General features: G+C 66.7%; 18 protein-coding genes and 3 tRNA genes. 15 read left to right on the top strand and 6 right to left on the bottom strand.

Translation table 11 applies throughout. The features are described 5' to 3' along the window. Positions 1-123: 123 nt before the first annotated feature. Positions 124-915 carry a bis-aminopropyl spermidine synthase family protein gene (locus BLS43_RS14925; protein WP_218129831.1) on the top strand — a complete coding sequence of 264 codons (792 nt, stop codon included), beginning with the start codon at positions 124-126 and terminating at the stop codon, positions 913-915. A gap of 7 nt (positions 916-922) precedes the next feature. Next, a complete protein-coding gene (locus BLS43_RS14920) occupies positions 923-1,483 on the top strand; it encodes a hypothetical protein (RefSeq protein WP_218129830.1) in 561 nt (186 codons plus the stop codon). Positions 1,484-1,487: 4 nt separating this feature from the next. On the opposite strand, the gene BLS43_RS29425 is transcribed toward BLS43_RS14920, so the two are convergent. Both BLS43_RS29425 and BLS43_RS29420 read right to left on the bottom strand, forming a co-directional pair. Then, positions 1,488-2,084 carry a hypothetical protein gene (locus BLS43_RS29425; protein WP_143030061.1) on the bottom strand — a complete coding sequence of 199 codons (597 nt, stop codon included), beginning with the start codon at positions 2,082-2,084 and terminating at the stop codon, positions 1,488-1,490. Positions 2,085-2,137: 53 nt separating this feature from the next. Beyond that, a complete protein-coding gene (locus BLS43_RS29420; RefSeq protein WP_143030060.1) occupies positions 2,138-3,133 on the bottom strand; it encodes a M48 family metalloprotease in 996 nt (331 codons plus the stop codon). A gap of 960 nt (positions 3,134-4,093) precedes the next feature. Between BLS43_RS29420 and BLS43_RS14910 the strand changes: the two genes are divergently transcribed. The 10 genes from BLS43_RS14910 to BLS43_RS14865 all read left to right on the top strand — a co-directional run bounded on the left by BLS43_RS14910 (position 4,094) and on the right by BLS43_RS14865 (position 11,210). Further along, complete coding sequence (locus BLS43_RS14910; RefSeq protein ID WP_093084473.1) at positions 4,094-5,335, top strand: helix-turn-helix domain-containing protein; 1,242 nt, start codon at positions 4,094-4,096, stop codon at positions 5,333-5,335. Then, entirely contained in the window at positions 5,332-5,895 is a 564-nt protein-coding gene (locus tag BLS43_RS14905; protein ID WP_093084470.1) for a flavoprotein, read from the top strand. Before BLS43_RS14910 ends, BLS43_RS14905 begins: the two co-directional genes overlap by 4 nt. A gap of 122 nt (positions 5,896-6,017) precedes the next feature. After that, positions 6,018-6,338, top strand: coding sequence for a hypothetical protein (locus tag BLS43_RS30020; protein ID WP_093084467.1), 321 nt, complete (start codon positions 6,018-6,020; stop codon positions 6,336-6,338). Next, positions 6,338-6,982 (top strand): hypothetical protein, encoded by a 645-nt coding sequence (locus tag BLS43_RS14895; RefSeq protein WP_093084464.1) that lies wholly within the window; start codon positions 6,338-6,340, stop codon positions 6,980-6,982. Before BLS43_RS30020 ends, BLS43_RS14895 begins: the two co-directional genes overlap by 1 nt. Next, positions 6,975-7,772 (top strand): FtsK/SpoIIIE domain-containing protein, encoded by a 798-nt coding sequence (locus tag BLS43_RS14890; RefSeq protein ID WP_093084461.1) that lies wholly within the window; start codon positions 6,975-6,977, stop codon positions 7,770-7,772. Before BLS43_RS14895 ends, BLS43_RS14890 begins: the two co-directional genes overlap by 8 nt. Positions 7,773-7,832: 60 nt before the next feature. After that, positions 7,833-8,081, top strand: coding sequence for a hypothetical protein (locus BLS43_RS14885; RefSeq protein WP_093084458.1), 249 nt, complete (start codon positions 7,833-7,835; stop codon positions 8,079-8,081). A 38-nt stretch (positions 8,082-8,119) separates the two neighbouring features. After that, positions 8,120-8,287: a hypothetical protein gene (locus BLS43_RS30015; protein WP_176921335.1), complete on the top strand. Its 168-nt coding sequence runs from the start codon at positions 8,120-8,122 to the stop codon at positions 8,285-8,287. Then, positions 8,284-9,780 carry a replication initiator gene (locus tag BLS43_RS14875; protein WP_093085003.1) on the top strand — a complete coding sequence of 499 codons (1,497 nt, stop codon included), beginning with the start codon at positions 8,284-8,286 and terminating at the stop codon, positions 9,778-9,780. Before BLS43_RS30015 ends, BLS43_RS14875 begins: the two co-directional genes overlap by 4 nt. Positions 9,781-9,798: 18 nt before the next feature. After that, a complete protein-coding gene (locus tag BLS43_RS14870) occupies positions 9,799-9,978 on the top strand; it encodes a helix-turn-helix domain-containing protein (RefSeq protein ID WP_093084450.1) in 180 nt (59 codons plus the stop codon). Then, positions 9,978-11,210: a site-specific integrase gene (locus tag BLS43_RS14865; protein WP_093084447.1), complete on the top strand. Its 1,233-nt coding sequence runs from the start codon at positions 9,978-9,980 to the stop codon at positions 11,208-11,210. Before BLS43_RS14870 ends, BLS43_RS14865 begins: the two co-directional genes overlap by 1 nt. Positions 11,211-11,284: 74 nt before the next feature. Here BLS43_RS14865 and BLS43_RS14860 read toward each other — a convergent pair. From BLS43_RS14860 to BLS43_RS14845, 4 genes are all read right to left on the bottom strand, one after another. Beyond that, positions 11,285-11,358, bottom strand: a tRNA-Phe gene (locus tag BLS43_RS14860). 31 nt (positions 11,359-11,389) lie between these two features. After that, a tRNA-Asp gene (locus BLS43_RS14855) sits at positions 11,390-11,463 on the bottom strand. Between the two features lie 14 nt (positions 11,464-11,477). Further along, positions 11,478-11,550 (bottom strand) — tRNA-Glu (locus tag BLS43_RS14850). 191 nt (positions 11,551-11,741) lie between these two features. Further along, positions 11,742-11,960, bottom strand: a complete 219-nt coding sequence (locus BLS43_RS14845; RefSeq protein WP_093084444.1) for a hypothetical protein — start codon at positions 11,958-11,960, stop codon at positions 11,742-11,744. 337 nt (positions 11,961-12,297) lie between these two features. On the opposite strand from BLS43_RS14845, the gene BLS43_RS14840 reads away from it, so the two are divergent. The 3 genes from BLS43_RS14840 to BLS43_RS14830 are packed head-to-tail and all read left to right on the top strand — an operon-like array spanning position 12,298 to position 13,134. After that, entirely contained in the window at positions 12,298-12,579 is a 282-nt protein-coding gene (locus tag BLS43_RS14840; RefSeq protein ID WP_093084442.1) for a metal-sensitive transcriptional regulator, read from the top strand. A 33-nt stretch (positions 12,580-12,612) separates the two neighbouring features. Further along, positions 12,613-12,831 carry a heavy-metal-associated domain-containing protein gene (locus BLS43_RS14835; RefSeq protein WP_093084439.1) on the top strand — a complete coding sequence of 73 codons (219 nt, stop codon included), beginning with the start codon at positions 12,613-12,615 and terminating at the stop codon, positions 12,829-12,831. Positions 12,832-12,846: 15 nt separating this feature from the next. Further along, a complete protein-coding gene (locus BLS43_RS14830; RefSeq protein WP_093084436.1) occupies positions 12,847-13,134 on the top strand; it encodes a hypothetical protein in 288 nt (95 codons plus the stop codon). Position 13,135: the final 1 nt, after the last annotated feature.

The following is a 13,135-nucleotide window of genomic DNA, read 5'->3' as shown; positions in this document are numbered from 1 at the left end:
CACCCCGCCCGTCGGCAAGCGCGCAGCCGACCCATTCCGAGCACACTGGACGGGCAGAGGACGGACACGCTTGGGGGATTCGACTTGCCACGCGATATTGATCTTAAGGCAGCTATCAACGCGGTGTCGGACGTCATCCAGAATCGCCCACGCCCGATTCGTGAATTCGATCAGATCTACATGAAGACCGGCGACATGGTGATGCAGAGTGAATTCGTAGCGGACTGGGCTAAAGGCAAGAGCCTCGCATTCATCGGCGACGGCGACTCCATCTCCGTCTGCGTCGCCTACCTGTTCGCTAGGGACATCATTGACTACGGCCCGTCTAAGATTACCGTCTTCGACTTCGACGAACGCATCGTAGGGGCAATCAATCGATTCGCAGACCGCGAGCGAATCCCTTCGCTTGAGGGCAAGCTCTACAATTGCCTGGACGCCTTCCCGTCAGGGCAGATCTACGACTACTTCTACACCAACCCGCCCTGGGGCGCGAGCAATAACGGCGAGAGCGTCAACGTATTCGCGCAGCGAGGAATGGAAGCGATAGGCTACAGCGGAGATGGCATGATCGTTATTGCAGACGACGAGCACCTCGACTGGCCAAAGTCAGTCCTTGGTGAAGTCCAGCGATTTGGGTCGCAAAATGGCTTCTACGTTAGCCGGATGATGCCTCGTCTGCATGAGTATCACCTGGACGACAACCCCGACCTCCGATCGTGCAACCTCATCCTGAGCTCAGTACCGGGAAATGGGCGGAAAGTAAACAGCTCTGCAATAACCGACCCCGGTAGGCTCGCCAACTTCTACGGACTGGATCAATCTCCCCGTGTTCGCTACGTACGTGAACGGAAGCGCGTAGACTATGGGGTAGCGTCCGACGACGAGTACGAGTTTCAGCTGATCGAAGAGGAGTGACGAGCGCGTGTTCGAGCCAGGTAGCGCAATCCTCTATATGAAGGTCGGAACGCACGCGAAAGAGGAGCTCTCCGATATCATCGAGCGCAAGCAGCGCGAGATAGAGGACGAGGGGATGGCCATGTGGGGGTACGGCGGTAATACTTGTCACCCGACCACGATGGTTCAGCCGTTTGCGAGAACGAGAGCGACTGACGAGCAACCAATTGTTCTTGCGATGCAGCCTATGAAATCAAAGCACTTCGCCGACCCTGTCAGGGCAGACGAGTACTCGCAAGATGGCAAAATCTGGACACCTGTTCCCCAGGGCATAAATGTTCTCGGATCGAGGTATGCTCTCTGTATCCGCACCCTTGAGCAAGTCGATACTAAGATCCATCTGGCCGAGACGAAGGTCGCGATCGGAAAGAGCCTGGGCAAGGCAGGGAGCAGCTACGTAAAAGGCCGTGTTGACAAGGCCTGCTTAGAGGTAACCAGTGAGGCAGTCGTGGACGAGGATGAGGGCGTCCCGATTGGCCTGATTGCGGAGCTGGTTGACCCCTATGCAGTCTTCCTGCGAAATAGCTAAGTCTCTACGTCTCGGAAAGAATATGAGGCGCCTGTCGCCGAAGATCATCAATATAGCTCTCTAATCCACTGTCAGGGGAGAGTGCGATATGGAGAGACGCGCAGCTGCAACATGCGCTAAGAGCCTTATCAACGTCCTTCTCGCGACACACACGGGCCCGGACCTCCTCTTCCCCGAGAGCGACGACTAGCCAGGCGATCGACTGTTCTAGCGATACCGCTTTCCCGTCAAGATCACTCAGGATGGCCAGCAGTTCCCGCATCTGCTCAAGAGCTATTACTGCCCTCTTGTCCCCAGTAACGAGATAGTCGTAGACTCGTGTAATAACTATTGCACAGAGCAAGCTTTCTCCGCCATCCATCTCGACGGCTTCCCGTTGCGCTATTTCTTCGATCTCTGTTGCCAGAGCAACTTCCGCATTAGACGGTTCGAGTTGGTCGGCATGATCCAAAAGGCGCCGGAAATTCTCTAGCGCCCGGCCTTTGTCAGTAATCCTGCTACTCCGCGCAATCGCGCTTGGTACGACAAAGCGTGCCGCACCCAAGACGTGGACAGCGGATCCCGACTCTCTACCTGCCGCCCCTGGGAGGTCATCCAGCATGGAATAACAGGACAACTTGATCAAAATGTCGTTGTCGACCGCGAGATCAATTGTCACTGACCAGCGCCCATGATCGCCCGGATGTATGAGGCCCTCTCATCACTGAGCGAGTCCCATTCAAGACGCTCGGATGCGAGCCAGTTGATGCTGCCCCCCAGGTCCTCGAAATATTGGCCGGGAAGGTGCCTCAATGCAGTCATTGACTGCCTCCAGCGGCCGGTAGAATGCGCCAGACTGAGGGCAAGAAATCCGGGGTCTACCCGCAGCTGTGGAGCCCATTGAGTAACAGCCTGAACCACTTCGGCAGAATTGTAGCGCTCAATACTCGGCAATACCTGGAAATTGGCCTGACCGGTCAACAACTTGAGCGCGAACCGGTCCGCCTCATGTTCTTCGTTATCCTGGCCCTCAGCTTCAAGTGGATCAGCCATCTCTAATAGCGCGGAGCCGTCTACTAGATCGCCATTCGAGATATGTCCAAGTTCGTGCGCGATGATAAATAGAACCCATGCCGGGTGACTAGAATCGCGGCCAATAAGGATTGCATACCGGTCGCCAACTCTCACCGACATTGCCTGCATCAGCTTACGACGTAGCGGAAGCAGGTTGGCCTTAATGACCGGAACGCCCATGTCCCAGCAGAGCGACAGGACTGTGCGCATATCTAGGTGAGGTATGCGATCCAGCAGCGCACCACGAACAAATTCCGGATTTGATGCCTGAAAGCCTGCCCCCGGCGGCGTTCCAGCGATTAGCGCCCGCGCGACTGCAACGCCGAACGAAGACAAGACGTCCTGTTCCTGAATCGTGGCATCACCAAGATTCTTGAACTTGGCACTGTCTCGCCATACAAACTTGGGCTCTCCTTCGAAAAGGGAGCCAGGCGAGATGCCCAGTCGGCGCGCTACCGTAAACCTAAGCTCAGCGACCGCCGACACAGACTGCTCTGCCTCGTCGCTCCACCATTCTGGCCATACGCCATCAATGGCCGACCTCGTAAGACCAGCGCTACGGAGCTCCTTAGTGAGGGAAGAGCGCAGCGTTGCCACAGCTACTCCCCCTCCCAGGTGACGCGGCCCAAGCCTTGATCTTGATCGTTCGACACGGCTAGCCTACCGCGATCCAGGAGGTACGGCCGTCACCAGCGCGCTGCTGGCGCGTTGACTTGACAGGGTGTGCTAGTTGCCGAGGGTGAGGGGTTGCGGTGTCCGTGCCGAGGGCGTTCTGCTGGAGCAAGTTCGGCACGGAGGCGGGGGAGCCCGCCGGCCGGATCATTGCGCGCAAAGAGTACGAGCGCCAGCAGAACGGCGGGGTCTTTCTGTGGGGTATCGGCAACAGCATTCGGCCCTCTCTTCTAAAGCTGGTTGACGATGAGCCACACCCAGAGGTCTTGTTTACTGAGATGCTTTCCCAGCCCAAGGAACACGATGTCTCGCCCGCGGCAGTGCAATTGTGGCGGGAAGCTACCGGAATAGATGGCTCAACTTTCGAACTGCCTGAGTATTCGGCGGTAACAAGTCGCGTGTCTGGCCGCCGTAGTCATTTCGCACTGATCTGCCGGTCTGCCGAACCACTGGGCTTTCAGCCTGACAACTCGCCGAAGTTCCGCGCTAACGATGTTCGGAATATCTTGACGGGGAACCTAGTTGGCTCCTCACAGGTGACCTCGGTTGTCCGAAAGGCCCCTTCGCTCTCACAAGAGGGAAGATCGTACTCGGTAGCGTTCAGGGCCGAGCTGGTGTACCCGTATTTAGCTTGCTTGCAAGCGCCGCTCACAGTCAGCGGCTCGGTGCACACTTCGTCGACCGACACATGTCCGCGCGAAACAGTCGATTGGCTAGTCGGGGTACGGCATCAAAATACGGCCTCGTCTCCACATCTAGCTCTCTTCTAGCTGGACTGACTCTGCGGAATAGATCGCGGAGTTAAACCCGGACATACCTGCATCTGCACATCCTTCACGATTGATAGCCCTAGACGCAGGGGCTCGCGGGGCGTAGAATTTTCACATGCGTGGGGCTGGCGACACTTTAGCGTTAGGGCAGAGAGTTGCCTTCTATCGCGCCCGCCGTGGACTAACGCAAACTCAGCTTGCGAACTTGGTAGGCCGGAGGACTGACTGGCTCAGTAAGATCGAGCGTGGTGAGCGACAGCTTCGGAACGTCGAACTAATTGCCGATCTGGCGAAGGTTCTGCGAGTGTCGCTTCCTGATTTGATGGGCCAGCCAGTCTTACTTGAGGGTGAAGATCGACGAGACGACGTTCCGGCTATTCGCGATGCACTGATGGCGCCAGGCCAGCTATCCCGAACTCTATTCGCCGTCTCTGAAGCTCCGGCGAAGCCGCTGGACGTAGAACAGTCTTCCCGCCTGGTCGAATTCGCTTGGACTTCCTATCAGGCCGGTAGGATTGGCGACGTCGTTGCTTCACTCCCTCGCCTGATCCGTGAAGCGCAGGAACTGGAACAGCACGCAGAAGTCGGGGCTGATGCAAGTATTTCGGCATGGGCCGTTTCGGCTCGCGTCCATCACCTCGCGGCAACGACACTCAGCAAGGTTGGGGAGTCTGATCTGTCCTGGATCGCGGCTGAGCGAGCCATGCGAGCAGCAGACGAGTCCGGCGATCCGTTGGTTCTGGCCTCCGCTGCTCGTGCGGCGACTCACGCGCTGCTCGCCATTGGGCGGTACGACGATGCGCTTCGTCTCGGCGAAACCGCCGCGCGATGGTTGGAGCCGCGAGTGGCCGATGGCGATTTGGAGGCCCTGAGCCTGTTCGGGATGCTTCACCTGCGCACGGCCGTGGCGGCGGCAAGGCACCAGGACAGGGCGACCGCGGCTGAACTGCTCGGGCGGGCTGCTCGCGCTGCGGAGCAGCTCGGGGTGGATGCGAACTACTGGCAGACCGGGTTCGGCCCCACCAACGTCGAGTTGCACCGGCTCTCCGCCGGCCTCGATCTCGGGGACGTCGCGTGGGTCGCCGAGCACGGGCAGCAGGTGGGCGCCGAGGAGCTGCCCGTCGAGCGGCGGGTCACGCACATGATCGACGTCGCTCGGGCGCTCTCCTACCTCGCCAAGGACACCGAGGCCCTGGACCTCCTGCTGAACGCCGAGCGGCAGGCGCCGGCTCTCGTGCGGCACAGTGCTTCCGTGCGGGAGATGGTCAAGGACATGCACCGGCGGTCCCCGGTGACGGGAGGCTCGCGTTCCTCGGAGCTGCTGGCGTTCGCGCAGCGCTGCCGGGCGGTGGCGTGAGTCGGGGGACGATCGGGCTCGTCGCCTGCGCCGCCGGCGGGGCCGAGACGATCCGGGCTGACTTCGTCGAGCCGGCCATCGAGCGCGGCTGGGACGTCGCGGTCACCCTCACCCCGACCGCGGCGACCTGGTTGGAGGAGAGCGGGGAGGCGGCCAAGCTCGAAGAGCTGACCGGGCACCTCGTGCGCAGCTCCCCGCGGATGCCCGGCGAGAAGAGCCCGCACCCGCCGATCTCCTGCTACGTCGTCGCGCCGGCTACGGCCAACGTCGTCGCCAAGCTCGCGCTCGGGATCTCCGACAACCAGGCCCTCACGACCGTCAACGAGGCCATCGGGGGCGGCGTCGTCCCGGTGGTCGTGTTCCCGCGGGTCAACGCCGCGCACACTCGCCACCCCGCCTGGAGATCTCACCTGGCGGCCCTGGGGTCCGCTGGGGTACACCTGGTGACCGGCGAGGACGTCTGGCCGCTCTACGAGCCGCGAGAGGCCCCGCCCGGCCGTCCCCTCCCGTGGTCGGCCATCCTGGACCTGGTCGAGCAGGTCACTGCGGCAACGCGATAGCACTCCCCCGCACCGCGCAACCCCTCCCAGAACAGACCCGGACAGTTTGTCCGGGTCCTTTCGCGACTTCGGGCTTCTCCTGGTGAGGCACCACCCCGTGCCCCTCGAACAGGAGACCACCCGTGCGCCTGCTGATCGACACCAGCCAGATGAACTTCACCGTCGGCCGCCCCTTCGACCGCCGCCTCGACGACAACGGCGTCCACCGCCTCGACCGCCGCACCGGCGCCCCGCTCTGGGCCGCCCAGCTCGTCGTCATGGACGCCGAGGGCGCCGACACCATCACCGTCACGATCGCCGCCCCGGAGCCGCCGCAGCTCCACCAGGGCCAGCCCGTCAGCCTCGTCCGGCTCGTCGCGATGCCCTGGGCCCGCAACGGCCGCGACGGCGTCGCCTACCGCGCCGACGAGGTCCGCCCCCTCGCCGCCGCCAAGAGCGCCTGATGCGCGCCGCGAAGCAGCGGGGCCGGCTCATGGTGCGCTCGCACTCCGACCGGCTCGTCCGCTCCGAACCCTTCGAGGTCTTCACCCGCCCGCAGCGCTCGCTCCCGGCCCGGCTCGTCGGGCTCCTGATCCGCTGGCGCGCCGAGCTCCTCATCCTCGGCCTCCTGCTCGCGGCGTGGGTCTGGCTGACCAAGCAGATGCCCGCCTGGGCCGCGGGGACCGCCCTCGGCGGCACCGTGTTGGTCCTCGTGGTCTGGCCGGCGTCTCGCCGGTATCTGGTCCACCGCGGCTATGCGGTCATGGTCCGGCACCGGCTGCGCTCGACCTTCGTGGAGCGGCGGGTCATGAACTACTCGGGAAACCTGCCCCTGCTGCTCTGGGCCCGTCCGACACCGGTCGGCGAGCGGGTCTGGGTGCTGCTGCGCGCGGGCATCGATTTGCAGGACATCGAGGTCGCCGCGTCCTACTACGCCGTGTCCGGCTGGGCCCGCGACGCCCGTGTGGTTCCGACACGACGCCTGGCCGCGATCGTCGTGGTCGAGGTCGTCCGCCGGGACCCGCTCACCGGGCCCGCCGTGGCCTCACCGCTGAGTCGCACGCACCTCGTCCCCGTCCCGCCGCTGGAGGAGGCCGGCCATGCGTAAGCGCGCCACGGAGTACGGGCCGCTGTCGATCTATGACCCGATCTACCTCGGCATCGACGAGAACGCCTGCCCCGTCGACATCACCCTGATCTACAAGAACCTCCTCACCGCCGGCGAGCCCGGCGCAGGCAAGTCCGGGGCCCTGAACAACCTGGTCGCCCACGCCGCCCTCGCCTCCGACTGCCGGTTGTGGCTGATGGACGGCAAGCGCGTCGAGCTGGGCCTGTGGCGCGACCGCGCCGAGGTGTTCGTCGGCTCCTCGCTCGACGACGCGATCGACCGGCTCCGCGAGCTACAGGCCGAGATGGACAGTCGCTACGACCAGCTCGACGGCTGGAAGCTCCGCAAGATCAGCCGCGGGGACGGCAACCACCCGATCATGCTGGTCATCGACGAACTCGCCTACTACTCCGCCACCGCCGGGGACAAGCGCACCCGCGAGACCTTCTCGCTCCTGCTCCGCGACGTCATCGCCCGCGGCCGCGCCGCCGGGATCATCGTCGTCGCCGCCACCCAGCGGCCCAGTGCCGACATCATCCCGACCAGCCTGCGGGACCTGTTCGGCTACCGGCTCGCGTTCCGCTGCACCACCGAGACCAGCTCCGACATCGTGCTCGGGCACGGCTGGCACTCGCGCGGCTTCGACGCCTCACAGATCGACCCCACCACGCCCGGGGTCGGGCTGCTGCTCGCCGAAGGTGGAATCCCGCGCCGGATGCGTTGCGCCTACCTGTCCGACGTCGAGATCAGCCGGATCGCCGGTCACCCCGACAGCGGGAGCGCGGCATGAACGAGCCGATCGACACCCCGCCCCTGCGGCTGCGACCGCCCCTACGACCACCCCGACGACATGCGGCATCAGGTCTTCGGCTTCGAGACCGCCGACGAGTGGCGCTCGCGCATCCACATCGACAACCGGGCCGCCCTGCTCGAACACCTCGACGGCATCCCGCTCGGCGACTACGACCACCGCATCATCGACTGGCTGGCCTGCTGGGACGTCCCGACGATCGCCGTGGTCGCCTCCCTGCTGCGCCGCGCCTGGTGGGCGGGTCACGGCTCGGCCTGTGACGCGCACCGGCCCGGGAGGCCCCGGTGATCAGGTTCCTTGCTGGGTTGGCTGTCACCGTCGCCACCGTGATCGTGGTGCTCCGCCTCATCGGCGCAGCCGAGAGCGCCGCCATCGCCCCCACCGGCAAGGCCGGCTCCTCGTCGATCACCATCGTGGACCCGTGCCAGACCGGGGAACGGGCCGTAGTCCGAGCCCTGCCGGACGGCTCCATCGAGGGCGTGCAGTGCCGATGAGCACCCCACAGGCGCTCGTCGACGGGCTGGTCCGCCGGGCCGGGTCACCCGACTTCGACCGCTGGCGCGGGCACATCACCGCGGCCGCGGGCTGCTCGCACCCGATCCGGCTCACCGGCGAGATCCACCACGTGGAGACTGCGACCGGGCGGATCACCAGCAGCACCGCGACCGCGGACATGCCCGACGGCGTGATCTACGTGCCCTGCGGCAACCGCCGCGCCACCGTCTGCCCCTCCTGCGCCGAGACCTACCGCGCCGACACCTTCCAGCTCGTCCGCGCCGGATTGGCCGGCGGCAAGGGCGTCCCCGCCACGGTCGCCGAGCACCCGTGTGTGTTCCTCACCGGCACCGCCCCCTCCTTCGGCGCGGTCCACGCCCACCACCGCGACGGCCGCCCCTGCCGACCCCGCCGCGACCCGCAGACCTGTCCGCACGGCGTCGTCCTCGACTGCCGCACCCGCCACCGCGACGACGACCCCGCCGTCGGGCGTCCGCTGTGCCTGGACTGCTACGACCACGCCCACCAGGCCGTCTGGAACGGCTACGCCGGCGAGCTGTGGCGCCGCACCACCAACACCGCCAACCGCGCCCTGCGCCGCCTCGGGGACCGCTACGGCACCCGCCTGCGGCTGTCCTACGCCAAGGTCGCCGAGTTCCAGCGCCGCGGAGTCGCGCACATCCACGCCATGGTCCGGCTCGACGGCGTCGACCCCCTCGATCCCGACAAGATCATCGCCCCGCCCTTCGGCATCGGCCCCGGCCACCTCGCCCAGCTGCTCGCCGAGGCCATGCGCGCCACGTCCTTCACCACCCCGCTGCACCCCGACCGACCCGAGGGGTGGGAGATCGCCTGGGGCGCCCAGCTCGAACCCCGACAGGTCCGGCTCACCGTCCGAGACCTCGACGACCACGGGGAGATCACCACCGGCGCCGTCGCCGGCTACCTGGCCAAGTACGCCACCAAGGCCACCGAGATCACCGGCCACGCCTCCAAACGCCTCGACGAAGAGACCGCCCGCATCCACGGCGACCGCACCACCCATCCGGGCCGGCTCATCCGGGCCTGCTGGGACCTCGGCACCCAGCCCGCCGACGTCCGCCAGGGCCAAGACGCGTGGATCCGTGGCGGTGGTGGCCCGCTCGACCCGGACTCACCCCTCGGCCGCTGGAACGCCGGCTACGGCCGGCTGCGCCGCTGGGCCCACATGCTCGGGTTCGGCGGCCACTTCTCCACCAAGAGCCGCCGCTACTCCACCACCCTCGGCGCCCTGCGCCAGGCCCGCCGCGACTGGCGCCGCGCCCAGCTCCGCGACACCGGCCCCGATGAGCCAGCGCCCGAGGACGACGACACCACCGTCGTCATCAACTCCCTGGCCTTCGCCGGGATCGGCTGGCACACCACAGCCGACGCCCTGCTCGCCAACACCGCGGCGGCCAAGGCTCGTGCGCAACGGCTCACTGCCCGCGAGGAACTGTCCATCACCAGCTGATCGAGGAAGGAGAGAACCGTGGAACCTGTGTTCCTGACCGTCGAGGAGGCGGCTCGGACGCTGCAGATCAGCCGCACCCGGGTCTACGACCTGATCCGGACGCACCAGCTCCGCTCGCGCAAGATCGGCCGCGTCCGCCGCATCCCGGTCGACGCCATCCGTGAGTTCGTGGCCCAGGCCGACGAGGAGGTCGCCTAATGCCGCCGGCTCGGCGCGCCCGGAAGCGGGCGAACGGGGAGGGCACGATCTACCCGCGGGCCGACGGGCGCTACGAGGGCGCGGCCTATGTGCTCATGTCCGACGGCTCGCGACGGCGCCAGCGCGTCTACGGCAAGACCCGTGACGAGGTGTTCGACAAGCTCTCGGAGCTGCAACGCCTGTCCCGCCAGGGCATCCCCATGCCGTCGGAGTCCTGGACCGTCGACCGCTACCTCGAGTACTGGCTCGAGCACGTCGTCCGGCCGACCGCGAAGCCCAAGACCCACCAGGGCTACGAGGTCGTCGTGCGGGTGCACATCGTGCCGGTGCTCGGCCGCAAGCGGCTCAAGGGCCTCCAGGCCGCGGACGTGCGCCGGCTCCTGGCCGTCGTCGAGCACCGCTGCCGCTGCTGCGCCGAGGGGATCGACGCCCGGCGACCGGAGAAGAAGCGGAAGTGCTGCGCGGTCGGCGACTGCTGCGAGTCGTTCCCGTCCGTCCGGACGATCCAGCAGGTCCACGCCGTGCTCCGCAACGCGCTCCAGAACGCGGTGAAGGAGGAGATCGTCTTCCGCAACGTCGCTCGGCTGGTCTCGGTCCCCACCCCGCGCTATCGGGTGCACCGGGGCATCGACATCGAGCAGGCGCGCAAGCTCGTCACCGCCTCCGCGAGCGACCGGCTGCACGCCCTGTACGTCCTCACGCTCTACCTGGGGATGCGCCGGGCCGAGCTGCTCGGACTCCGCTGGTCGGACGTCGACCTCACCGCCGGGACCTTGGAGATCGTCCAGACCCTGCAACGGGTCGACGGGGAGCTCCGGTTCGTGCCGGCCAAGACGCTGAGCTCGGAGCGCACCGTGCCGCTGATCGGGCTGTGCGTCGAGGCGTTGAAGTCGCACAAGGCGAAGCAGGCGTGGGAGGCGAGCCAGGCCGGCGAGGGCCGCTGGACCGACAGCGGGCTCGTGTTCACCTCGACCGTGGGCACGCCCATCGAGCCGGACAACCTGCGTCGGAGCTGGCACCCGCTCCGCGCCTCCCTCGGGCTGGGGCCGGTCCGGTTCCACGACCTGCGCCACACCTGCGTGAGCCTGCTGCTCGATCTCGGGGTGCCGCCGCACATCGTGCGGGAGATCGTCGGGCACGCGGACATCGGCGTGACGATGAACATCTACGCCCACGCCTCGCTGGCCGAGAAGCGCGCTGCGCTGCTGAAACTGGACGAGAGACTCCGATGACGTTGCCGTCACGGTTGCCGTCAACCGGGGAGATCGGGACGGTGCCGAGCGGAGAATCCGCTGGTGAGAAGGTGTGGCCAGGGGCGGGGTCGAACCGCCGACCTTCCGCTTTTCAGGCGGACGCTCGTACCAACTGAGCTACCTGGCCCCGGCTCCGGAGCGGAACCTGGAGAGTGAAGCGACCCAGACGGGACTCGAACCCGCGACCTTCGCCGTGACAGGGCGACGCGCTAACCAACTGCGCCACTGGGCCTTGCTGTGAAACCGTACCCCCAACGGGATTCGAACCCGCGCTGCCGCCTTGAAAGGGCGGAGTCCTAGGCCGCTAGACGATGGGGGCTCGGACGACCCGGAGGCTGTCCTCGACCTCCAACGGCTGTCCGTTGGGAGCAAGGAGAGCTTACGACACCCCGCACCGGGCTTCACCACCACCCCTCCCCCGCTGGATCGTCCCAGCTCAGCGGGGGTGCGGGCGGTCGAGAGCGGGTCGGTTCGCCGGATGCGGCCCCGGTGAGACCTGCCGCACAGTTCTCAGCGGCTCACCGGGGGTGGCAGATCGGGGTTGCCGGACACCAGGCCGAGCATGTCGAGGAGCAGCCGGAGATCGTCCGGGCCTTGCGAGTTGTCGGCGACGACCTTGCGGGCGCGGTGCAGCTCCTCGTCGGACACCCGGTAGGCGTCCGCGGCGTTGCGCGGGCTCGGGATCGACCCGCGGTCCTCCCCGTCCGATGCGGCGACACCCTCGTTCACGACTCCGGTCCTCACGATCCCGCTCAACGGCGTCTCCCTCGTGTCGCACCCCGAACGCCCGTGGGGTGGACCGCACGGACCTGCGGGCACGACGAGACGCACGACCGCCGATCCCCCGACCGGCGCCGCGTCCGTCGACCCGAAGCCTCCCGCCGACCACCCCCGTGGCCGTGGCCGGAACGTTACCCATCCGAGACCGTCGGCGCATGCCCCTTCCCGGGTGAGGACCACGACGTTGCGTCACGACCCGGACACCGTCCGAACAAACGGGGTGGCGGCCCGCCCGTACCCCGGAGGGGTATGCTGGGCGGCGAGCGACACGACGAGCGGAGGCGGGATGCACGGATACGCGGACTCGCGCGAGGCACACCTGCGCCGGCTGCGCCGGATCGAGGGCCAGGTCCGTGGCCTGCAGCGGATGGTGGACGACGACGTGTACTGCATCGACATCCTGACCCAGGTCTCCGCCGCCACCCGGGCCCTGCAGTCGTTCGCTCTCGAGCTGCTCGAGGAGCACATGGCCGGGTGCGTCGTCGACGCCGCCCGCCAGTCCCCCGAGGAGGGCGCCGCGAAGGTGAAGGAAGCCGCCGACGCCATCGCCCGGCTCGTCAAGTCCTGACAGCTCCCCGCAACGCACCGAGAGGCAGTCGAGATGACCGTCCAGACCCCGTTCCAGACCACCGTGACCGTCGTCGGCATGACCTGCAACCACTGCACCAGCTCGGTCCAGGAGGAGGTCGGCGAGATCGCCGGCGTCCGGTCGGTGGACGTCGTGCTGGACAGCGGCGCGGTGACGATCTCCAGCGACCGCCCGCTCGCCCGTCCCGAGATCGAGGCCGCCGTGGTCGAGGCGGGCTACACCCTGGCGTAGGGCTACTGTCGGCCCATGGCCCGTCACGCACCGAAGCACGGAGCGCGACGGGCCGCGCCCGTTCCCGAGCTCGAACCGCACGATCCCGAGCTCGACTCCTACCTCGCCGCCCTCGCCCCCGACCCGGCGGCGACCGGCAGCCTGAGCGAGACGCTGCAGGTCCGCCTGCCGGGGATCCAGGCCGAGGAGCTGCGTCGGGTCGCCGCCGAGCAGGGCGTCACCCCGGCCGCCCTCGCCGCGACCTGGCTCGTCGAACGGCTCGGCCGCGAGGAGCCCCCGACCGGCCCGCTGCGCACCGTGTAGG

The sequence above is a fragment of the Pseudonocardia oroxyli genome (assembly GCF_900102195.1).
Lineage (GTDB): Bacteria > Actinomycetota > Actinomycetes > Mycobacteriales > Pseudonocardiaceae > Pseudonocardia > Pseudonocardia oroxyli.
This window is presented reverse-complemented; position numbering and strand designations above follow the sequence as displayed.